Annotated in this window: 17 protein-coding genes and 2 tRNA genes; 1 reads left to right on the top strand and 18 read right to left on the bottom strand. The window is 32.7% G+C overall.

Translation table 11 applies throughout. From position 1 onward, the window contains the following. Positions 1-149: 149 nt before the first annotated feature. The 11 genes from NQQ59_RS21290 to NQQ59_RS21240 all read right to left on the bottom strand — a co-directional run bounded on the left by NQQ59_RS21290 (position 150) and on the right by NQQ59_RS21240 (position 16,395). Entirely contained in the window at positions 150-935 is a 786-nt protein-coding gene (locus NQQ59_RS21290) for an ATP-grasp domain-containing protein (RefSeq protein ID WP_144218847.1), read from the bottom strand. Positions 936-963: 28 nt separating this feature from the next. Continuing rightward, positions 964-1,533: a hypothetical protein gene (locus tag NQQ59_RS21285; protein WP_144218845.1), complete on the bottom strand. Its 570-nt coding sequence runs from the start codon at positions 1,531-1,533 to the stop codon at positions 964-966. A 140-nt stretch (positions 1,534-1,673) separates the two neighbouring features. Next, a tRNA-Ile gene (locus tag NQQ59_RS21280) sits at positions 1,674-1,745 on the bottom strand. Positions 1,746-1,752: 7 nt separating this feature from the next. After that, positions 1,753-1,824, bottom strand: a tRNA-Pro gene (locus NQQ59_RS21275). A gap of 989 nt (positions 1,825-2,813) precedes the next feature. Continuing rightward, complete coding sequence (locus NQQ59_RS21270) at positions 2,814-4,142, bottom strand: SWIM zinc finger family protein (RefSeq protein WP_144218843.1); 1,329 nt, start codon at positions 4,140-4,142, stop codon at positions 2,814-2,816. A gap of 5 nt (positions 4,143-4,147) precedes the next feature. Further along, positions 4,148-7,240 (bottom strand): DUF6493 family protein, encoded by a 3,093-nt coding sequence (locus tag NQQ59_RS21265; protein ID WP_144221575.1) that lies wholly within the window; start codon positions 7,238-7,240, stop codon positions 4,148-4,150. Between the two features lie 310 nt (positions 7,241-7,550). Further along, on the bottom strand, positions 7,551-12,626 hold the full coding sequence (locus NQQ59_RS21260) for a DUF4132 domain-containing protein (protein WP_144218839.1): 5,076 nt from the start codon (positions 12,624-12,626) through the stop codon (positions 7,551-7,553). A 114-nt stretch (positions 12,627-12,740) separates the two neighbouring features. Beyond that, a complete protein-coding gene (locus NQQ59_RS21255; RefSeq protein ID WP_144218837.1) occupies positions 12,741-13,175 on the bottom strand; it encodes a hypothetical protein in 435 nt (144 codons plus the stop codon). 183 nt (positions 13,176-13,358) lie between these two features. Then, positions 13,359-13,985 carry a putative polyvalent protein kinase domain-containing protein gene (locus tag NQQ59_RS21250; protein ID WP_144218835.1) on the bottom strand — a complete coding sequence of 209 codons (627 nt, stop codon included), beginning with the start codon at positions 13,983-13,985 and terminating at the stop codon, positions 13,359-13,361. Positions 13,986-14,077: 92 nt separating this feature from the next. Continuing rightward, entirely contained in the window at positions 14,078-14,356 is a 279-nt protein-coding gene (locus NQQ59_RS21245; protein ID WP_144218833.1) for a hypothetical protein, read from the bottom strand. 197 nt (positions 14,357-14,553) lie between these two features. Continuing rightward, positions 14,554-16,395: a reverse transcriptase domain-containing protein gene (locus tag NQQ59_RS21240; protein WP_144218831.1), complete on the bottom strand. Its 1,842-nt coding sequence runs from the start codon at positions 16,393-16,395 to the stop codon at positions 14,554-14,556. 160 nt (positions 16,396-16,555) lie between these two features. Between NQQ59_RS21240 and NQQ59_RS21235 the strand changes: the two genes are divergently transcribed. Beyond that, complete coding sequence (locus tag NQQ59_RS21235) at positions 16,556-17,527, top strand: BT4734/BF3469 family protein (RefSeq protein WP_144218829.1); 972 nt, start codon at positions 16,556-16,558, stop codon at positions 17,525-17,527. A gap of 188 nt (positions 17,528-17,715) precedes the next feature. Here NQQ59_RS21235 and NQQ59_RS21230 read toward each other — a convergent pair whose 3' ends face one another. From NQQ59_RS21230 to NQQ59_RS21200, 7 genes are all read right to left on the bottom strand, one after another. Continuing rightward, entirely contained in the window at positions 17,716-18,858 is a 1,143-nt protein-coding gene (locus tag NQQ59_RS21230; protein ID WP_144218827.1) for a hypothetical protein, read from the bottom strand. Positions 18,859-19,127: 269 nt separating this feature from the next. Next, positions 19,128-20,186 (bottom strand): nucleotidyltransferase domain-containing protein, encoded by a 1,059-nt coding sequence (locus NQQ59_RS21225; RefSeq protein ID WP_144218825.1) that lies wholly within the window; start codon positions 20,184-20,186, stop codon positions 19,128-19,130. A 5-nt stretch (positions 20,187-20,191) separates the two neighbouring features. After that, entirely contained in the window at positions 20,192-20,344 is a 153-nt protein-coding gene (locus NQQ59_RS21220) for a hypothetical protein (RefSeq protein WP_186296634.1), read from the bottom strand. Positions 20,345-20,351: 7 nt separating this feature from the next. Further along, positions 20,352-21,098 (bottom strand): nucleotidyltransferase domain-containing protein, encoded by a 747-nt coding sequence (locus NQQ59_RS21215; protein ID WP_144218823.1) that lies wholly within the window; start codon positions 21,096-21,098, stop codon positions 20,352-20,354. Between the two features lie 156 nt (positions 21,099-21,254). Next, a complete protein-coding gene (locus NQQ59_RS21210; RefSeq protein WP_144218820.1) occupies positions 21,255-21,938 on the bottom strand; it encodes a hypothetical protein in 684 nt (227 codons plus the stop codon). Further along, a complete protein-coding gene (locus NQQ59_RS21205; protein ID WP_144218818.1) occupies positions 21,919-22,656 on the bottom strand; it encodes a DUF434 domain-containing protein in 738 nt (245 codons plus the stop codon). The genes NQQ59_RS21210 and NQQ59_RS21205 overlap by 20 nt, the downstream gene beginning before the upstream one ends. 95 nt (positions 22,657-22,751) lie before the next feature. Further along, entirely contained in the window at positions 22,752-23,552 is an 801-nt protein-coding gene (locus tag NQQ59_RS21200) for a TatD family hydrolase (protein ID WP_144218816.1), read from the bottom strand. Positions 23,553-23,778 lie beyond the last annotated feature (226 nt).

Here is a 23,778-nt window from a genome sequence, read left to right as displayed (position 1 = left end):
TAGTGCTATACAGAAACACCCAACAAGGCTTGTTTGATATTGTAAATCAAAGTTTTCTTTGATGTCTTTTCATTTTATTAAAGAACGTTTTTATTTCTTGAACAAAGATTCAAATGATCCTGCGCAATTATTTTGCGCAGGATATTTTTTTAGTTAATCCATTCTATAACGGTCGATAAATAAGCTTCTCTTACTTCATCAAATCGAGTTATGTTCGGAATGTGATTTACTTCTAATAAATATTTAGAACCATCTTTTCCAATGATATAATCATTTCCAATCATATCCATCTTTAAAGTTTCTTTGATATGAATGGTATCAGCCAGCAAATCTTCATCAACAACCATAAAACCTGCATTGTCAGGATGAATAGATTTTAACCAATCGTCTCCTTCTAATTTAATCTGCCAATACGTGTCTCCAATCATCATGATACGAACAGCTTCTCCTTCATAATAAGGTTCAATAGTAGCGGTAAATTCACTTTCCCATTCTCCTGTAAAACGATGTTTATTCTCGCCGCAATGCCAATTACCCCATTTGGCAACTGTATCATTAGCAGTATTTACAGAAGCTCCTGCACTTATAAATCCACGAGGTGCGCTAAATCTTGAAAGCAATAATGCTTTTACCAGACATGGAATCTTAAATCTGCAATCCATCATCGCTGCAGCATTCGGATAACAGTCACCTCTCCAGATTGCTAAACCAGTAATAAAATCGAAATCATTATCGTAAATTCCGTAATAAACTACTTTATCAACCGGAAGCATTCCAACTCCATTGGCTTTTTCCATATAAAGCACTTCGTCTTTTACTACGATTTTAGGAATAGATTGATGCCAAATAATATGTCCTGAATAATTGGCTTTTATAACATCATACTCTTCTTGTTCAATTCCAACAAAGGCTATTCGGTTGAATAATTCTTTCATTTTTTTACTTTTTAGCGTTATTTACTTTTTACACAGATTCTAATTTCATTCGTTTAATACCAAAATCTGATTTTCTTAATTTGCACATTCTTTCATCTGAAATGTGATGGAAAACAATACCTTCAATGTCATTCTCTGATAAGAATATTTCTAAATCCTTAAAATCAAGACTTACAAAATCAAGTACTTCGCTTCCGTGTTTTACCAATGTATGCTTCTCGAAATTTTCAGGATTTCCTTGTACTTTAGGTCCGCATAATTCGTATGTTCCGTCAACTTTGTTTTCTAATCCATCAAAACCTTCAAAGAAATGTTTGTCCTCCGATTTTGAACGATCGCATTTTAACCAGTGCGGGTGATGTCCTGATTTTGGATCTGCTTCTTGACAAGGAATTGCTCCTATCGGAATAACTCTTCCTTTTTTGGCATCGAATCTTTTAAATATTTCTCCGTTAATAATCGCTGCTGATGTACCATCAAACTTTCTGGTTGCAACAGCTTCTCCATCAAAAACCCATTTGTTTTCGATATTAATTTTATCTATCACTCTACCTAAATCTTTAGGATCTTTGGCGAATAATGTGCTTATCTTTTTCATTTTCTTTTCTTTTTTTTGGCCATTTTGCCACAAAGGCTCAAAGACACAAAGTTTTCTTTCTTTTTTCTTTGTCTGAATCTCTCGCAAAGTTTTTACTCTTTTTATTTCTTTGCTCTTTCGTGACAAAACAAATATCTCTTAATGAGAAACAGGAATCGAACCTGTAACCTCCCGCATATAAGGCGGACGAACGACCATCGTTCTCTTCTCATTTTATTGTCTGGGAAGCAGGATTCGAACCTGCGACCTCCCGCGTCCAAGGCGGGTAAACAACCTCCGTTATCTTCCCAGTTTTTTTTCCATCTTTTTTTGCCACTAAGGCGCTAAGACTCTAAGTTTTTTTCTTATATGTTTTTTCAGAATCTCTCGCAAAGTCGCAGAGTCGCTAAGTTTTTTGTTTTCTTTATTTCTTTGTGTCTTTGCGAGAATTTTGATTTTCCTTTAAATTTCTCTGTGCCTTCGTGCCTTTGTGGCAAAAAAACTTTAAAAAAAGACATAAAAAAAGCACCCGATTAAAGGTGCTTGCAGAATTTATAAGATATACGTATCCTATTGTCCATGTTCATGCACCTGTATTTTTAGACATCCAAGATCTAGGCTCGGAAGTTGTGATTCTATTCTATATGCGAAATTGAATTTCATTTTATATGCTGTATTATATTTTAAAATCGTTTTTATTTGAAAATCTTTGTTGAGATTTTGTTTGGCAAAGATAATGTCGAAAAAATCATATTTCCAAATCATTTTTAAAATTATTTTATTGATTATCAATTAGTTATACTAAAAGTTAAAGAAAAGAAATTCCTGTCCGCATACTAGTGCAGATTTCTCTTTTTATCAAATGGCTGTCGCTCATCGGGTTACTCACCAAGATTATATTTCGCTATTTTGATTAATCATTAAACATTTTGTCAATTATTTTTTTGATTTTTTTTTAGTTATGGTTCAATATTCTATCATTTTTCTTGTAATCCTATCCTATTTTGTTTTTACACTGAGCGAAGTCAAAGTAGTTTAAAACAAAAAAAGCGCCCTACTTTGAGGACGCTTTCTATTTTATGATGAGTTTGACTCTAAATATTACATTCTAATTTCATAAAAATACATATTGCATCCTGATACTTCAGCCGGAAATGATCCTGCTAAGTGGTCAAAATATTTTGCTATTGAAAGTGTCATATGTATTTTTCTGTTTTTTAATTACGGTACAAATGTAGTCTTTTATTTCATAATTTAACAAAATCCTAAGAAAATTTTAAAAAACTAACATTTTTAAGTTTTTACGAAACAGTCATTTTTACTGCTAAAATATGCTTGCAGATTCCTCTTTTTCCTTGATAAGCCGTAAACCAATCACATGTACATTTCTGAGAATTGTTGTCAATTATCACTTTATGTACCACACCCGAACCTTTTACTTTGGCTTCAATATAGTCAGCTCTGCGTTCTGTGATTTCTACTTCTTCATTATCAATTAACTTTTTGGCATTTTTAAGTCTTGGATTTAAAGAAAGTATTCTTTCTGTTTTAAACGGAAGACGTCTGTAAAAATGTGCTTTTTCGCTTAAATCATAACCTAACAATCCCATTGAAGATAAATTAGAAGTCAAGTTGTCCATTGTTCCAAAGTCGATATCATTTTCTATAGAAAGCATCGTTGGGTCAAACATTTCATTGGACTTTAATAAACTGTTTAAACCATAAACCCATTCCATTGGAAGATTTTCTGTCATGGTTTCTAATACATTTCCTTCTCCTGAAAATCCGCGATATGAATCTGGAGAAAACGCCATTAACAACTGCATTTTCCCAAATTCACATACAATCGAACACGTTTGTTTGTCTGATGATTCATAAACGAAGATTTTATCAACTATAGAAAGAATTCCTTCTAACAATCGTAATCTTTGCACGCCTCCTATTCGTACACTATCGGCTGTAGCCAAAGTTGAAAACATGAATTTTCCAGCTCTTTTGGTTATAAAAAAATCACCTTTTACACTTCCTTTTGGCAGACTTTGAAATAATTGAATAGTTTGAATTTTATTCAATTCGAATTTCAAATCCATATCAGCAAGATACAATTGAACGCTGGTTAGACCTTTTATCCAACGCATAGGTAAAGTCACTTTTTTCTCTACAACTTTTGCTTTGCTCGTAATTACCTGAACATCTTGCTGACCAACAGCTAAAGTCACTTTTTCATTTTTCTGAATGGCGTTCAAAGCATTCAACATTGGATCATTGAAATCAACATTAGTTGTTCCGCTGGCAATAAACTCTCCGTCGATTGCTTCTGGTTTCATATCTAGTCTGACATAAACTCCGTTGCAAGAAGAAAATCCCTCAAAACGTAATCTCTCTGAGCCTGCAGAAACAATTGGATCACGAAGACTTGGCGGAATCGGTCCAAAACTCGAACGAACCACTTTTGCAATTGTACTCCAGCATTTTGCGGTAACATAAGGATCTGTCAAACTTCCCCAGAAAAAACACGGAATATTGTTTACTTCCTCAATTTCGGTTTGATGCGCCAAAACGAGATTGTTGATTCCTTTGGTTTTGCTGTAAGTCGAAATTCCTTTATAATTATATTCTAAATCTGTCATTTTCTTTATTTTAAAATTTGCTTAATCAACGATTTCAGCGAAGCATTATCTTTCCATTGTTCGAAAAAGGCAATTGCTTTTTCTGATGGTTTCTGATTCGTTTTAATTAAAACATCGACATAATTTTCTACCATTTTCTTAAAATTCGTTGGCAGTTTTTCTTGTACATCCAGATTAGCAAAGAAAGTATTAAAAAACAGAAGTAATGCGCTGTTGTGTAAAGGCGAAATATCTTTTAAAGCGATAATTCCGTCAGTTAATCTAGAAAAAGCACCATATTTTCCTGTCGCTGTAAAGGCTGCTTTTTCGGCAAATTTCTCCATATCTATAACTTGTCTTTCGATCAAATTAATTAACGTTTCCGATGCTAGTAAACGTAGTTCTTTCTTTTCTTGAAAGAAACATAGTGCAAATAGAAACAAAACGTTTTCAGAGAATCTAAATTCTGGTCTATTTGTTACATCGATAAAACCTCTTAATTCTGGTTTTGAACCGTCTGGAATTACACAATTGTTCAGCAAAGTCATTGCCAAAGCATCTGAGTTTTGCGGTGTTAAACTATGCCAGTAAAACGTATTTCCAGCGTAGTTTAAATTGTAATCCCAGCTGTTTGATCTTTTGTAAATATCAAGACTGTATAAGAGATAATTTGGTGTTTTAATATATTGTGGTAATTCTAAACGAAGCTCGTACCATGATGGAGATTTTTCTCTCGCTCCAGTTTGATAGTTTTTCCATTCGTTCCATTTTTCTTTAAATGAAAATTCGGTTTGGAAAGGCGAAACCACAAATGGAACTTCTTTTAAATACGTACTTTCAAATTCTTCAAATGTATTGTCTGGGTAAAAAGTTCTAGCTGCAACCGCCCATAAAGATAGATTTCCAGTTTCTTTGGTCGTTTTGCCCAATGTTGCCAATACTTTTGAAACTAATGATGTGGAATCGATCGTCAGTTTGTCTTCTGCTCCTAAAGCAAATGACAATAACGATTTTAATTCGCCTTCAATTTGAGCTAATAACGGAATTGCCTCTTCTGTATTTTCTCTTGGCATTCTGGCAATTGCAATCGCTAAATCCAGATTATCAATTTCTTCGTTTGCTTTTTGATATGCAATTACTCTTTCCAACAAAACTTTTGGAGCCACCCAATATGGTTTATGACTCGGGAAAGAAAGCATTGGTAGTTTTGATTTGGATTCAATTTTCTGCTGTACTTTTTCTAACAAAGGTTTGATTAAAGTCAGCGTATTTATTTTTAAATAATGACCGTTTCTCGCATCAAATTTGCTGTTGATATTCGCAATTTTCTGAGACAAAAACGATTTCATGTAGTTCTTATGAACGCTTTCGAAATAATGTTTGTTCAGCTGTTTTTCGTACGGCTGTAATTGTTTACTATAATCATCTGGAAATAAATCTCTTTGTTGAATATAAGTATTCATCAAGATTTCGGTATCTAAAACTTCTTCTGAACCAATGAAATTTCCAAATTGAAATAAAATCTCATTCCAATCTTTCGGCAACTCAACTTCTTCTGTCAATAATAATTCTTTTTTAGTTTCGAACTGATAAGCTTCAAAACCAGCATCATCAACAGCTAATGAATCTTCATCCATAAACTGACTTAAACCTGATTTGATATTTCCCTGCATTAAAGTCGCATACGAAGACAATTTTTCTTTTAGCGCTTTATCTTTTGGAGAACCTAATTTTACAAGGATTTTGCTCGCGCGTTCTTGTAAAGTCAAATCAGCAATTACAAAAACGTCTGTAATGATTGCAGCAATTTGATTGTTTAATTTCGAATTCGCTTTGCTTATTTTCTCTAAAACTGGCAATACGTTTTTGATTCCAGCTTTGCAGTCGCTTCGCATCATCATCGGTTCCAGCCATTCTAAAAATGATTTGGTTTTAAATTTCGGGTGTGTATATATTTTCTTAACCAATTCAATTCCGTAACTCGTAATTGGCGGATAAGCATTGTGTAAAAGCGAAAATATATTTTCTTGAAAAGGAATCAACTCGTCTTCTGTAGCATTGAATTCTTCAATTCTTTTTCTAAAAAACGATTTGATATTATTGTTCCATTCTTTGGTCTGAATCTGAATCGCGTTTTCAAAAAAGAAAGCACGATCCATTTTTTTCTGATCTAGTAATTCTTTGTAGATAATCGCCCAAGTACTAAACTCATCATGACTTTGTTTGTCATTATCTCTAAAAGAAATATTGTGAAGAATGGTTTCGTAATTGAACATCTCAGGAATATCTCTCTGATACGTTGTTTTATCTTCTAAAACCTTAGCAATAAAAGCTCTAGATTTCATTTTAGCACGCCATTCGTTGGTATTAGCCAGACATAAAGCGTACAACTCCGGATTGAATTGTATCATTCCTTCGTCTTCAAACTGACGTAAAATAGGATAATTAAAACTCAACCAATCTGATCTTCTTACTTTTTCTAGAATAAAAGTTTCCAGCCAATTTGGTTTTGCCCACTGAAGCGTTTCCAAAACATATTTTTTATGATCTGTTTCATCTAATAACTGAAGAACTTCATCCCACGAATTAATATCTGTTTTATCAAATAATGCGATAGCGCTTAGTGTGATGATTTCTTTTTGCTGAAAATCGCCACGCATTCCCCATCCGTAATCATGTTTGTCTTTTTTTACATAACCTGGATCTTTTGTCAAATCTGTATACGTCATCCAATAACGTTTAGACTTTTTTACGTGTTTTTTTAAAACTTCAACATTACCTTTTGATTTTTCTTTTAGAAAAGGAAGCAATAACTCAATTTTTTTTGCTTTTATGATGGCATCATATTCTTCAATTATCTCATCGGCATTTTTACTTTTAGCCGACTTTGGTTTTGAAACAACATCAACTTCTCCAGATTCAGAATAGCCTTTTTTAACTTTTTCTGCCAGAATTTTTTCTGCCATTTTCAGACATTCTTCATCCGAAGCAAAGCTTTTAGTTTGAGTTGTTCCAGAGGTTCCGTTCTTACCGTAAGTTACCGTATAATTAGATCCTGTTACTTCAATTTCCCAGAATTTATCTGAATTTCCTTCGATGTATTTTAGACTTTTTTTCATTCTTTTCTTTTTCTGAAAGATTTTAAATGTACGTAATTTTTAGACGCAGATTTTACGGATTCGCTCTAGCGAAAACGCAGATTTAAACGGAATTTTATTTCCTGCCCTATTTTTAAACATTACCCACGGATTCAACCGTGGGAAACGTTATGTTGGGATTGCATTCCTATTTTGCTGATTCAAAATACGCAAAAATCAGACGCGGATTTTACGGATTCGCTCTAGCGAAAACGCAGATTTAAACGGATTTTTATTTTCTCCCTATTTTTAAACATTGCCCACGGTTTCAACCGTGGGAAACGTTTGTTTTTTAAGCGTACGTCTTATCAATCTGGCTCAAAATAGTTGGATCCTGAATTTCATTGTCTTTTGCAAACAATAAAACTTTAGACATTACCTCAGCTGATTTCGGATCATCATCTGCAAACGGAAGGAACAAACGTCCTCTGTGTTGCGAATGAATTGGAAGAACCGACAAATATTTACCAGGAAGCTGATGTACAACCGCGCTTCCTAAATGTACACTGTAATTGGCTAGTTTTCCTTTTATGATGGCGTGGTTCTCTTTGATTTCAACATTTTTCACTTTAAACAATCTCAATGTTTCTCTCAATAAAACGGCTCTCATTTCAATTGAAGAATGACTTGCTTCTGGATCTACGCCTCCAACGTGGGCAACGCTTACGACCAAATCAATATCTCGCATTACTTCTGAGAAAATCCTCGGATTTATATCTTCAAAAGCGATGTTTTTATAATCTTTTAAAGAATGGAATTCAATCGTTTCTAAAGTCGGCGCCTCAACATCTGCTGGCGAAAACCAATCTGCCATGGCATACATTTTTACCTGATAACCTTCTCTATGGAAAACTTTCTGCAATCCTTCTTCGTAATCAACTTTCCATCCTCTTGTTTTCAATAAAGCCAAAGTTTGGTTTGGCTGAACCTGATGTCCTGCATAACGTCTTGAAATAGATTTCTCTTTCAATTCGTCTGGCGTTGGAACATACAATTCTCTGAAAACTTGTTTAAACGGCTGTTGCAATTTATTATCAAAACAATATTTCTGGTAATCTACCCAAACGTTATTTTTATGCAAATCAAAACAGTGTGCGATTCTAAAAGTCTGTTTTTCGTTTAACGAAATCATTTCACCTAAACCAGTTACTAAACTTCCATCGACATAAAAACCAATCTGATTGTCATTAGAAATAAAAACTAATTTCTCCAGATGTTTTGAAATAATGGGATGTTCAAAAAGGTTTTGCATTTCTGCGAATAAAAACTCATCGCCACGAATCATACTTTCCTCCAAACCTTTTCTCGAACGTGTCCATTGTTCACGCATGGTTTTTCTGTAATTCGTTAATTCCAGAATGCCTTTGTCTTTTTTGTATTTCGGCGGAACCGATTTTAATTCTTTACCTGCTTTATAAGTTACCAAATCGGCTTTTCCTTCTTTATTGATGACCAAGCTAATCGTAAAATCATCTAAAACCACTTCGGTTTCTTTTGATAAAATATTCTGAACTTGCTTCGTTTCCATTGCCCAAGTCAAACGCACTGGATCTGGATAACCCGCATTTCTCGCTAAGTTTTCTAGCGCCACGCGAATTGCCAAAGCTTCGCTCGCTTGTTTCATCGAACCGAATTCTTTGCTTTCTTTTTTAAACTGCTGTAAATATTCGTAACGCGCCAAAATATCTTTTTCTGGACTCGCTTTACTTAACGGAACCAATCCGTAAACTCTTAAATAATCCTGATCACGTTTGTCTTTTACTTTGGCCGTAACTTCTCTAATTTTCAAATCTCCCGTGATTGTATCAGCATATAATCGTGCACGTCTATGTCCGTTTCCGTCGGTTACGTATTTCGCAGATTCATATAAAAGTTCCCATTTTGCTTTTCCTAATTTTTTATAAGCCGAAATAAACCAGTCTTTATCAACCGCTCCATCTTTAAAATCTTGCAAATCGATTGACGAAAACTTCGCTACTTCACTTTCCAATTCAGAATTTACAGCGCTATAACTTGCCGTTTTAGTATGGGCATGAAACCACCAGATTCCTTCGTCTAAACCTTTCCAGTCTAAATAATTGCTGATTAATTTTTGCCATTGTGGCGCATAAATAGCCGTTTGAATTAATCTTTCTTCAGATATTTTGGCTTTTTTAACCACATTATTAAAAATTTCCTGTGTATCTGATTCTAACGGATAACATCTTTTCAGCAAATAACTAAACAGTTTTTGTTTGGTCAATTCGGTATAACTCCACGAGTAAATATAACCTTTGTACAAACTTGCTTTTCCAAGTGCCGTAAGCATTTCGACCAAACGATTGATTCCAAATATTTTCTGGAAACTCTGAACCAAAGGTGTAACCGAAGTATTCGAATCACCTCTTTTGACTTCAATATCCAAAAATGCTTCTCTGATTTTATCAATCATTGGCACCAGAAATGGGAATGTTTTAAGCAATTCTTCACTTCCGTAATGTCTGTAATGCTTGCTTTCGCTGGTTAAAACAGAAATTCTTTCTGGTTCCAGAATTCCTTCATACAATTCGCCTTCTGTAATTAATTGTTGTTTAAAAGCGGTGCAATACAAATGAATTGGAGGCCTGTTGTACGAAATATTTCTTTCAAGCCCGTTTAATTGCCTCCATCTGTACAGCTTCCAGACTTTACTTTCTTGTTCTGGTGTTAAATTTCCTAAACCAATTTTATGTAGGTAAACATCAAAAAAGCCCTGATTTTGCCAACCATTTCCATTATTTGAATTATAGTAATATTCATCTTTAGATGGTTTGTACTCATACTCCAAAATAGATTGCGGAAGATTAGCATACAAAGTGCTGCAGGCATCAATTAAAAAATCTGTTTTTTCTGTAAAGGCATATTTTAGCTGTAAAGCGTTCAAAATATTTAAAACAGCATTATCCCAATCGTAACCTCTTTTGTTTTGGTGTGGTAATAATTCTTTATAATAAAAAACATGCTTATCCAGAAAATCACGCCAGATTTTTCGATCACAATTGTTTACTAATGTTATTAAAAACAAATCTCTTTCTGCTAATCCTGAATTTTGAAACCAATTTTCCCAAACTTCATATAAAGGATAATTTGTTGCAACTACCTCAGCATCTTTTTCGTCTTTCAGATATTTTATTTCTCTGAAAGTATTGCCCAATAAAACGGTCGATTTACTGTTATCGTAATTTTCGATTTCGTATTCATAATTTCGATTTTCTTCATACAATTTATACAATTTCGAAATCTCTGTTTTAATATGCGACATCGATTTGGAGAAACCATACTCCTCTTCTTTTACTGCTTGAGAATACAAGGAATCTGAAACAGGTTTTGGCAATTCATAAGGCGAAATTTCATTTGGATTAAAAAATCCGTATCCGTTTTCGGCGCTTAGGAGATTTTTCTTTTGCGAAGGTTCTAATTGCTCAATAAACTTGGTTTCTTTTTCGGTAATTTTTGGCCTTGCCGAATATTCTTTTACCCAATCATTTACTTTATCTGTTAGCTTACTGTTTTTCTGAAGTTGAAGCATAATATCCAAAGCCGACATACGCTGTTCCAAATCGCCTTTTTCTAGAATAGCATCTACAAAAGAAGTTATTTGTGGCTCTCCTTGTTTCAGTAAAATTGCAGTTAGATTTTTCTTTAAATTGGAGTTTTTACGTTTGTACAATTCCTGAAAAATAGCCAATTCGTCGGCGCTCAAACTCAAATCATTTAATGTATTTATTGCCGAAGCTACCAGAGATTCTCCTCTGTCTTTCAGGATTCGTAAAGCGAAACTTCTTTGGAAATCGGTTGGTTCTTTTTTCTCTTTTTCGTTATTGCTTTTTAAATAATAAAAAGAATAACAGTAGAAATCGCCCAGAATCTGACGGGTTACTTTTTCTCTTAAATTGATTGAAAAACTTTCGAACTGATTCAAAATAAGATCTAATCTATCACTATGATCTCCAATTAGATTAATGGCTGCCGAATACAAAGTATCTTTTTCGAATTTGGCATTAAGCCATGAAAATACTTTTCCTTCAAAAGTTTTTTCTTTTACGGTTATTGATTCGGCAAGATTATATACTTTGTTGAAGAAATCTGGATAATCAGGATTTTCAATATAAAATTTCGTACTCGTATTGGCATTCAATAATGAATCTATTCTTGGTACGGCAAATGCCAGAACCTGAAGATTTTCATCGTCCAAAACTTTAAAATAAAGCGGCATTTCGATATAAGGATCTTGGGTTTCTCCAGCAAATTTCAAGGCGAGACATTTCTTTTCGACTGAACCTTTTTCAACTAATTCATGCAGATACGGAACCGTTTTTTCTACATCTAAAACACCCTGAACCCAAAGCGCCATATAGGCTTCATTATTATTTTTACTGCGAATCCCTGCCGGAATAGTTTCAGGATTCGAAAAATAACCGTAAGCCAAATCCAAAATATTACGAACCGTCGTTTCTTTTTCAGAATCCCAGCCCAAGCCTGTCCATGTATCAATTGCTCTTACCACCGATGAAAAACGAGTCATTTTATTGTCAATAAGCACTTTTATCATGAATTGCAAAGCTCCAATACTCGTTTCGTCCAACGCTTCTAAGATAGTCTGGCGTAAACCTTCCTGACGTTGTGCTGCCAACAATAATTTTTCTACCAGTTCCCAGTTTTCTTTTTTCTCGCTGTTTAGAAGTGCTTTGATGATATTTCTGGAAACTTTTCCGTGTGCATCTTTATTGAAAATAATATCTTCAAACAATTGAAAAAGGTTTTCTTTTCCACAATCCAACGCAGCAGACCAAATCATGAATTGATTAGGAGCGTTTGAAACCTCTGTATCATAACGAATCTGATCTTCAATACTCAAATTATAAAATAAAGTGGTCCCTTCCTGATAATTATATTTACTTGCGTTACTAAGTGCAGAGCTAAGAAAGTTAATCTGATTTACCAGTAAATATTTTTTATGATTTGGAGCCCTAAAAGATCGTCTGGCATAACCTGTCTGATACATTTTCTTTGGCAATCTATTCCAAGCTTCTTTTACATAAACGGCATTCTCCTCTCCAAAGAAATAAACTAAAAGATCATAATAGTTCTTATCTTCCCATACATCCTCTTTTAGCAATGTTGCAAATTTCCCTGCCTCTTTAGAGCCTAAAGAAATGTAATGATTGTAGCTATCGTTATCCTTAAGTTTAACCAATTCTAAGCCAAACTCAGCAACTTCTTTTTTTAGTTTTGTTCCAGAAAACAACTTGCTAACCAGATTGCTGTTTAGAATTTCTTCCAGTTCTTTTCTTAATTTTTTAATTGGTTTCTCAACTACTTTGCCTTTTAAAAGATCTTCAATTGTCATAATTATTTAGATTTTTGATTTCAGATTTTAGAATTGAAAATGATCCTTAAAATCCTTTAAATTTTGAAATTGACATTGCATTTGATTTTTGCAATTGTCATTGATTTTTTGATTTTACCAATAACTTCCTGCCAAGAAAGTCAGTCTGATAAAAGTGATAGATTTGTTTTTGGATAAATCGATTTCTTGGGAGAGTGTTTCGAGTTGGTCATCGCCGTAGAAAACTGCGTATAAGCCGTCTTCAAAAGCAACGATGGCATTTTCCTGCGCTTTGGCCAAATCTACTTTGTTGTGATTATAAAGTGCACCAAAACCTACTTTTCCGGTATCGGTCAAAATAGGAAGATAATTTTCTTTTGGAAGATGGATTTTATCTTCGTCTTCAAACTCAAATGAGGAAGCGTGAAAAAGTTCGACCTGATTCTTTACGATTAATTCTAAGAAAGTACGAACAGTAACGATTGAAGTGGTATTATCTAAACTGATTATTTTTTCATGAAGAATAGGATGTTTTCTTCCTAATTGTTTAACTGAGATGCTTATATTCATCGTTATCGGCTTTTATTTTTGAAGCGGTAATGTAAGAATTTTAAAACGATTTTTTCTTAAAATAACGTCTTTTAAATGTTAAAAAATCTCCGAAATAAAAGTACGATTTGATGTCAAAAAAATACCCCGCCAATTGGTATTGGCAGGGTTTGGGTTTTTATTGGTACTATCTTTAACTGATTTTTATTCTTTATAAAATTGTTTTGTTATATAGAAAACAGTGTCGATAAAAAATAAAGCATCTTGAAAAGTCAAAACATTTTCGTCATGCAAATCTTCCAGAATAATTCCTAACTCAGGATTAAAATAATCATTATTTCGAGTGTTTAGAAAACCATTTGAAGCTAAAAAATCTTTTACGTTTTCTAATTCTGTATCCGCATCAGATTCCGCAAACTTTTGTTCTACCACAGCAAAAAGCACATCATCTTGTTCATAAAATCCAACTAACTGATATGCAGTATCTGAAAAAAAATAATTATTGAGCAATAAATTATTTAAATAGTCTTCCCAAGTTTCGTAATAAATACCATCGTTTAGTTTTATTACTTTATGCTTGTTTTGGAGGTAAACTTTCTGTTCGGCTCCTGAGGAAATAAAAGCATTGATATTTATCGAAGTAATCCAAAAGCTATTTCGATTACAAAATTGTTTTATTAACGCTGTTTCTTCACTTTTGATTTGCTTGCTTGACTCAAACGTTCCGCTTGGGCTCTTGCTTTTTCTAAGGTAACGGGAGATTGTTTGGATAGTATCTCCATGCCTAACTTGGCTCTTTCCTGAAATGATATTTTGTAGTTCATTTTTCATGAAATTTAAAGTTCAAAGATACGAATTATTCTATTACTGACTTATAACGTTAAAATACCCTGCAAACTAGATATTTGCAGGGTTTTCTGTTTTTATTGAATTGTTTTTAAACTGGCACAAGCCTTATGAATTTGCTTCTCTGAAAACGGGGCTAAAGTTTCTGCCAGATTTCTGCTTGTTCGTAAGCAGCTTAGCATTTTTTGCCTTAAATGTTGATCGTCGCCAAATTCTGTATGCATGAGGAGCTCGAAGATTTCCTGCAAATACATGGGCTGTTCTTTGTAATCTCCATCAAACATCTCGTCTGAAAGGAAATTAAGTACGGATGGCACTACATCACGATGTGTTGGTTTTTGATTTTCTTTTTGCATAATAGAAAATTTTAGATGCACGAATACCTCGCTTTAGGTGTGCAAAACATTCAAAGGAATGATTTAGGACAGTTTCCTGTTCCTTCACCGTGACGAGGTATTCGTTTATGTTAACTTAAAAAAAGTTTAAGGATTACTCCTTTGATTGTTTTGCATCGCAAAGATATTCTTTTATTTAAAAAAAATAAAGAAAAAACTTACTTTTTATGTTTGAGAAAATTATAATAACTAAAAGCTGCTCCTTTAAAACCTAATTCATCTAAAATACCTTTTAAAGCGGGTTTTTTAATTATTCTTCGTTTTATATTTTTTAATTCGATTGGTAATCTTTTGAGCTGTGTTCTCCTTCTTCTATCTAAATATTTTAATTGGGATACAGTAATTTTATTTTTATTTAAGATTTTAAATCCATTTGTCCAACACAATCCCTGTTGCTCAGGATCTTTATGATTCAATAAATTAATCCTTCCAACTGACATCGAAATTAGTTTTTTCTGCAATGTGGCAACCATTTGATTTATTGTCACTCTAGATTTCATTTCATCAATTTGATCTCTTCTATTTAACTTACCTAAAGATTTCAATAATTTCTGAGCAGTAGCAGTTTGTTTCTTTGTTTCTTTTTTTAGCGTTGCTTTTCTAACTCTTATTCTTCCATAAAAATCTAGTTGATACCCGACAAATGAAACCCATGGAATATTATTTTCATTCACATGCTTATCACCCCAATAAAACGGCAGTTTAGATTTATTTTTCCAAAACTTCAAACTATTTTTACGCAAACTATAATTTATAGTTTTTTTAGGTTCATGATATAGAAGGAAATTTTCATGCAAACTGCGCATAAAAATTTCTAAGTTTTCGTGACAAACTTTTTCCTCTGGATGCATTAAAACCATATCATCACAATATCTTATATAAAAAACATCATCTTTATTTCCTAAAATTTTTTCATCAACATTATGAAGAATAAGATTTGAAATAAAGCAGGAAATTGCATTTCCTTGTGGTACTCCAATTCTGTGGTTTATTGTATAATTTTCTCCAAATTTTTCATTCAATTCCTTTTCTACCCAATCAAAATTACCATCGGGAAGTCCACGTTCACTAAACCATTCTTTGTCATTATTTAATATCAAAACATTATCCTGAAACGAAAATGAATCTAAAAATAATTGAAAAACTTTTTTCGATTTACTATCTAAAGCCACTCCACTTTGTGATTCTATTCTTAAAGAAAGCTCATTAAAAACTTTCATGAGATAATCATGCTGTACAGTATCAAAAAATTTTTGGATGTCACATTCAGCAACCCATAAATCCTTTTCTTTTTTTCTTTTTTCAATTATTTTCTCTATACAATCATGATGAGTTCGAACATTATTATCTTTCCTCTTTGCTCGAAAAGCATAAGAACAATCTAAAAAAGCATATTCAAAAAAATGGGTAAAGTATTTAGCTGTTAGTGAACAAATGATTTTATCTTTTATATCATACAAAGCGATTGGTCGGCAAATTAGAATTTTTTTTCCATCATCTTTCAGCTTGACTTTTTTCTTTATACCCCGTATTTCTGGACTATTGATTACGTGATTAGACGTTTCTATATTAAAAATGGTATCTTGAATACTTTGCACATATTCCATAAGAGCTAAATACCAATCTGGAGCAATAATTTTCTCTTCTTTAATATTTTTTTTTGTTAAAATATAAGTTTTGTATAGTCTTAATTGATTAATCTTGATACTATCTTTACAAGATTTTCTTTCTGACTGTTTCAATTGAATCCATTGTCTCCTATTGGGAAATAACTTTCTTAATTCATTAAATTCAGGATCACTTTCTGAGCTTAAAATCTTATTAGTTCTTTCATGCAAACTTACATTTCTCAGCATATGCTTTTCATGTCTTTTATTTGCAACTTTAGCCCTGTACTTACACAATGTAAGTACAAGGTTATTGTCTGAAAAAAAGGAATTGTAATTCATTGTTTTTCTAAAAAAAATACGTAAATGTGGTAATCTAATTAGGTGATACATTTTTTTGAGTCAATATAAAAAATTGTCAGGACCCATTGGACTCGTTGGATTTTTCGGTTTGACCCTAGTTAGTGGAGTACTAACACCCTGCAAAAATTAATGCAAATAAGCACCGTCTAGCTACGTTTTTAAACAAATATATGTATTTTTGGATATATATATGAAAAAACTTTCAACAATAAAGGTTACAAAATTCTTTAACTTAAAATCTACTAAAGAATATTCAAACATAACTATGTTTGAAGAATTAAATCATATAAAAAATGGTACTTATAAAGATATAGTCGAAAACTGTAGAAAAGCACTTCAACAAGGAGATAAAGATTTATATACTAAACTAAAAAGTACTCTACCAGCAGTAACTTTTTGCGGAGAATTCAAAGGACGGAAAGCAAACGAAATCATTGAATACAATAATCTAATGATTTTAGACATCGATGATCTTCCACAGGAAAATTTCTTAGAAATTAAAAAATCTCTTTCAAATGATAAATATATACTTTCATTATGGGAGTCTCCATCTGGTAAAGGGCTCAAATGCCTCATAAAAATAGATAGCTCGATTAATAAACATAAACTAGTATTTAATTCTTTAAGTTTATACTTTTTAGAAAATTATCAAATAATTCTCGATAAAAGTGGAAAAGATATTTCTAGATTATGTTTTTCGTCTTGGGATGATAATATATACTACAATGGCAATTCTGAAATTTATACAGATTATGCAGAATTAAAAATTATCACAGATAAAAAACCAAAAGCATTAAAAGCTGTAACTTTAACTAAAAGTGCCTATGCAACAGAGGGACTTAATAAAAAAGGAGATCGGCTTATAATGAAAAAAATAATTGATTATCTAACAAAAAAGAATTTATCAATTACAAATGATTACAATTCTTGGGTAAACGTAGCATTAGGCATATCATATACTTTTAGTTATGATATTGGTGAAAAATATTTTTTGAGTTTATGTCAACTGGATTTACAAAAACACAATGAAGAAAAATCAATTACATTATTGCAAAATTGCTATAATAATCGAAAAATAAATTCTGAAGAAACAATAACATTTGCATCTATAATTTTCCTAGCTAAAGAGAATGGATTTGTATTAAAAACATTTAAAAAATGATTGATATTAAACCATTTCAAAAATTAAAAAAATCAAATTAAAACTAGAAGAAATACAAATGACAATATTGAATTAAACAGATCTAAATCCCAAAAAAGCCTTTAGCATTCCTCGTCGTTTCCTCCACAACTTTATCCAAAACAATACTTTTAAATTGTGCCATTGTTCCCGCTACATAAGAAAGAAAATCAATAATCTTCATCCTCTTGCGGAGCGGTTTTATTTCGGGTGGCGATTTCCCAATTTTCTTTTTGATACGGATTATCAATTTTTTCAAGCTGTACTAAAAAACGAAGTTCGTTTTTCTTTGGGTTATTCTGCTGGATTAACACTCTAAAGCTATATCCTTCTACTGTTTCTATAGATTTGTCGGTTACAGGATTTTGTTCGTAGTACTCAACCATAATATCAATCTCTTCCGAAAACTGAGTATTCGCTGATAAAAATTTCAAAAGTTCTAAAGTAGTATTCTTTCTAAACGTAGCATTTTTAAGCTTACTTTTTTCGACATTATAATCGGTATCAAAACTCAGTAATAGATTGTCACAACCTTCTAAATCAGCATGAATACGTACATCACCTTTTTTATACACTTCGCCTATCGTTTCACAGTAATTATGCCATTCTATGCTTCGAGTGCGATTGATTACTTCAGGCATATCATTAAAAATAGTTTTAGATTCTAACTGTGCTAACTTACAATCAGATAAATAGGATTCTTCGTAAAGATTTCCGTCTTTATAAACAAAAGACAAAGAAGCTGTTTTTAAATCCTGAGTCATATACGTTCTAAAATTTTGAGTGATTTTGACTTTAAATGTATCTCCCTCAAATTTTGCTTCGTCAATTATATTATAAGAAAATGGCGCATAACCCAGAATAGTATGCGCTTCTTTGTAATTAACCTCATCTTTCATAATATAATAGATATATCTCTGGTTTGTATTTGCGTTTCCGCCCAACATTCCTTCTGAATCTACCGATACTACATAATCTATAATTCCGTCGTTATTAAAATCTTTCTCTTTTACTATATCAAAATCAACAGAATAGGAATCGCCATCATTAGCAAAATGGACACTGTAAGGCGCTTTTTCTGTTTGCAGATCGTCATACTTTTGTTCTCCAATTTCTTCCTTTACCAATTGTTTCAAAAAATTGCTTTGAGCTTCCTCTAGAATTCTTCCTTCAATTTCTACTTTTTCAGGTTTGGCTTTTGCAACTTCTTTTTTAATGCTCTTTTTAAGCTTGGTTTTCTTTTCTTCTTTACAAGAAAAAAGTAATAACAAAACTGCCGAAAATAAAAGTAATCTGCTCTTTTGAATGTTCATTTTATGTTACTAAAATTTGGAATTAGTATTCTCTTTGAATGTATTTTTCATTATAATTCTTTTCAAATATAAATAAACAGAAAGTTACAATGTAAGCAATTACATCTATTTTTCATTTTATTTCGAAGTTGCTAACCTACAAAGCTTTTTTGGTTCAGTACGAAAAAGATAAAGTTGAATATTTAGAAAAATTGCTGAAAGGAAATGGGAATTTTTCTTTTTATATAGAGTTGAAAAAAGCGCAAATCTTTAAAAGGTTTGCGCTTTTTTTATTGGTATAGTTCTTCTCTAATTTTAATCAAAGTTTGAACTGCTTTCTGTTCATCTGGTTTTTCAGGAAGAATCGTTGTTTCATAATGATTTTCTATTGAAGCAATTAAATGATCTGCCATCTCAAGTAAATCATCATATTCTTTATTTCCTGCTTTTATATCTAATAATTCCTCTCGATTTGAAACTCTAATGTTTAACTTTCCTGTTGAAAGAATTTGTTCGGCAGTTTGCAAAAGTCTGATGGTGTGCATCATGTTTTTGCTGTCGTAATTTTTGCCATGTTTTTGGTTGGTATTGTAACGATCTTCGTTTCGTTTCTCAATCCATTCCCAATATTCTGTGTATTCTTTGCAATACTTTGAATAGCCATCTTGATTGCACGATAAATAACCGATTAGTTTTTCGTTTTTGGGAATTGATGACAACGAAACTTCGTTAGAGTTTTCTTTCTTAATAATTCCTTTATAACCCAATGTTTTTTCAAGATCGTAGAACATTACAAACATTCCTTTTGAATTTGGTAAATCGACCAAACCAATCTGCTCTTGTTTTAAATTGTTTTCGGCTAAAAATTCTGAAACTGAAACGGTTTTATAATCTTTCAAAACATAACAAAAATCCAAAAGACTTTTCTTTTCCTTTGGCAGCGGATTTACAATTTTCTTGTTTAAACCTCTTGCCTTTTTGATTTGCGTTACAGCATAACCCGCAAAAGAATCTTTGCAGAGTTTCGACAAGAAATCTTCGATTTTTAAGCGCTCCATCAGCGGATGTTTGTACAAAATACAATCGTCTGGCGAAGCCAAAATCTCCAAAATATTTGGATTGTTTTTAAGCAATAATTCTATAAAACGACCAATTTCGTAATACACCTCATCATTGGTTTCATTACTCACTTGCGGAATATAATCTAACCCAAAAAACTTTTCTTTCGGCAGATAATAAACTCCTTTTATATCAGTATCCGAAGTTGGTGTATTTAACCCAAAAGATTTACTTCCCGAAATAACTTCGAAAAGGATTAGGTTTTGGGATTTTAAGTCGTTGATGGTCATTTTAATTATTTTCTTAAACTATCTACAATTTCTTTTGCAACTCTCAAACCACATTTTAATTCTGAATGAACTATTGAAACTGCTTCTGCAATATTATTTTGCTCTATCAAAAGTAAAACTTCTAGTTTTGTTTCATATTTTAGGTTTTCTACTTTCATATTTTAATTATTTTATCATCTCCCTAAAAAACAAATCCAGCTCCTCAGCCATCTTCTTCCCGCTTCCCAACTTACTCGCATTTTCCTGATTAAATTTTACGGTTTCGAGTAAAAAATCAGTTATCAGGTTTTCTTTTGGATGCAGATATTTTTCGTCTTGAGTGGCTTTTATTTGTTGTAATTCCAGTATTTTTTCTTGAATGCTTTTTGGCGCAATTGGCAATAAATCGGCAAAAGCTACGGGCGGAAAAGTATGATTTTCTATAATCCATTTTCCGGCTAAAGCGGTGCGTAAAGCGTAGAAATAACTTTTTAGTTTTACTTCTTCCATTTCGCAGACTTCCATAAAATTCTTTGTCGTTCCCAAATAATGGTGCAAAACCGCTATTGGCGAAAAACATTGTTTAGCTATAGCACGCATTTGTTTTACAAAAATTTCATTTTCATAGTACACAACTGGCGAAAACAACCATTCAATCAAAGATGAGTTCGATTTTGCTAATAAGATTAAGGCTTTCCGTAAATCCCAACCAGAACCATCAAGATCGTCTTCTGTCATGAATTCTATTACATCTGATTTTTCCCAAAGTGACAAATAATATTCAGGTTTGTGTTTATATATAAAACGAATATCATAGTCGCTGTCTGGAGAGGCAAATCCCCATGCGCGACTTCCAGATTCTGCAGCAAAAAGTATTTCTACCTCTTTTTGTTTCTCTATTTCTCTTAATTTTTTAAGTATTTTTTCTTTCATGATGGTTTTGTTTTTTGCCACGAAGGCGCTAAGGCACTAAGTTTTTTTTTAATCTCACAAAGGCGTATAGTCGCTAAGAACTTATTTTATTAAGTTTTTAAAACTAAAAAAAGGTGATTTTTAATTATTCTTTTTTTCTTCCCTCTAAAAAATAAATTATTCTTCTAAAAAATCTTCTAAAAATCCTATGAACTGTTTTCCGTCGGCGGTCCAGCGCATTCCTTGTCCGTTTTCTATTCGTATTTCGTACACCAAGTTGTGTTTGTAATGATAGAAAATATTCCACCAAGTTTTATTGATTATTATATGATGAACCAGTTTTTCTACCTTTTCTCTTTTTTGGATTGTGTTGCCTTTTATTTCTCCAAAAATGCTGTTTTTGTTTCTTCCAACATGTTTTTCCCAAGCTCTTGCTGCAATTGAAATTTCTTTATTGAAAGGTTCAAAACAGCTTTCTAAAAGAATTTCTTTTGCTGGCGGAATTCCGTTTTCATCACGCTGACTTGCCGAAGTTAAACGCTGTCCTAAAATAAGCAGTAGGTTTTCAAATGACGTTTTTTGCAATGCCTGAATCAAACTTTCACGCAAGTGGTTGGAGCCGTTTTCAAAATCTTCTAAAGCATTTTTAAAATAGAAAACAGCATCCTGTAACGAAACTACAATTTCATCTTTAAAATAAGGCAATCTCAAAATTTCTGATTTCTGATTGTGAAATGAAATCAAGTTTTCTGAAAAGAGCTTTAGATTTTCATCTGTCAAAAACAAAGCATATTTTTCTTTCCATTCTTTATCAAGATCTGGAATTACCGATTTAATTTCGTTAAAGAGATTGTGTTTCATTTTTATCAAGGCAAATTACAGTTTCTTTTTCACTCATTTGCGATAGCATATATTTCATTAAATTGAAATTAGCAGAAACGTTATCCAGAATCCAAGCGTCTGAAGTTACTGCTATGTAATTACTTTCAGCCATTACTTTATCGGGATTGTTTACTAATTGTACTTCCCAATTTAAATTATTGTTTAAAGCGAATTCTTCGATCATTTGCTTTAATTTTCCGCTGTTTGAAACGGGTTTGTCAAATAACCAAAGTGCTTTATTAATTTTTTCATTTCTAAAAAAATCGCCAATCAATTCAATCGCCTCAGAGGTTTGTTTTACTTTTTTATACGTTCCATAAACACTTGACAAATCTCGGATAAAACCGTCTTGTCCTTTAAAAACATAGGCATTTGACAAAATACTTTCAAGTAAAATCAAAACATTAAATCCGTCAAAACAAATTTCTTTTCCTTCCAGATTCTGACTTTCAATTTCTTTTGCTTTTCGGTCATCAATCTGACTTTGAGAAGCGCTCATTCCGCGAACCGCTTGTTGCTGACGTGCATTTAAGCGATAACGGTTTCCAACTAAAGCCAATGTCGATTTTTCGCCATAACCTCGGCTTAAAAAATAATGCATATCGGTTACGGCTTCTTTTAGTTTGAACTGCATTTTCTCAGTTCCAAACAAAGCGTCGTCGCTGGCTTCTTTTCCTCGGTTTTTGAGATTTGTCATGGTTAGTAAATGTATGTTTTTAATCTCGTAAAGACGCTAAGTCGCAAAATTTTCTTAACGCTGGATATTTTAAGTTTTATTTGCAAATCTTTCTCCTAAATCCCGAAAAAGTCTTTAGCATTCCTTGTCGTTTCCTCCGCAACTTTATCCAAAGCAATTCCTTTAAACTGTGCGATTGTTCCCGCTACATACGGCAGAAAAGAGGGTTCGCATCGGCGTTCGTGGTATTTCTTCAAAAGGCTGTTCGGTACGTTTTTAGGAAGCATAAACGGCGCATCGGTTTCAATCATCATTCGGTCGAGCGGTACGTACTGAATGACTTCTTTTAAATGAGCGAAACGTTTGGCATCTGAAATCGCTCCCGTAAAACCTAGATAAAATCCGTTATCGAGATAGGTTTTGGCCTCTTGCAGACTTCCTGTAAAACAATGTACAACGCCTTTTGGTAGTTTCGGCAGATAGTCTTTTGTGATATTCATAAAAGAACTAAAAGCGGCTCTTTCGTGCAAAAACAAAGGTTTCTGAACTTCAATCGCCAGTTCTAACTGGGCTCTATAACATTCTTCCTGTTTATTTCGGGGCGAAAAATCACGATCAAAATCGAGTCCGCATTCGCCAACGGAAACTACATGTTTCTGCTGTAATAAATTCTTTAGTTTCGAAATGCTCTGCGCATCAAAACTCTTCGCATCATGTGGGTGAATTCCTGCCGTTGTATACAACACGCCTGGGTATTGTCGGGCAATTTTAGCGGATTCTTCGCTATTTCGTACGCTCGTGCCTGTGAGTATCATTTGCGATACGTCGGCATCGAGGGCGTCTTGTACAATATCGTCTATATCGTTTTGGAATTGTTTGTTGGTTAAGTTGATTCCTATGTCTATGTATGTTTTCATTTTTTTTGTTTTTTGCCACGAAGGCACTAAGACACAAAGTTTTTCTTTATTCTTTGTGTTGTATTATTTTTTTTGCCACTAAGGCCCTAAGGCACAAAGTTTTTTGTTTCACGCAGATTTTAAAAGATTTAAGCTGATCGCGCAGATTATTAAAAAAAATCTAATTAAATCTGCTAGAATCTGCCGAATCTGCGTGAAATATTTTTACAGATTTACAGGCGAAAAA

The sequence above is a fragment of the Flavobacterium panacis genome (genome assembly GCF_024649945.1).
Lineage (GTDB): Bacteria > Bacteroidota > Bacteroidia > Flavobacteriales > Flavobacteriaceae > Flavobacterium > Flavobacterium panacis.
This window is presented reverse-complemented; position numbering and strand designations above follow the sequence as displayed.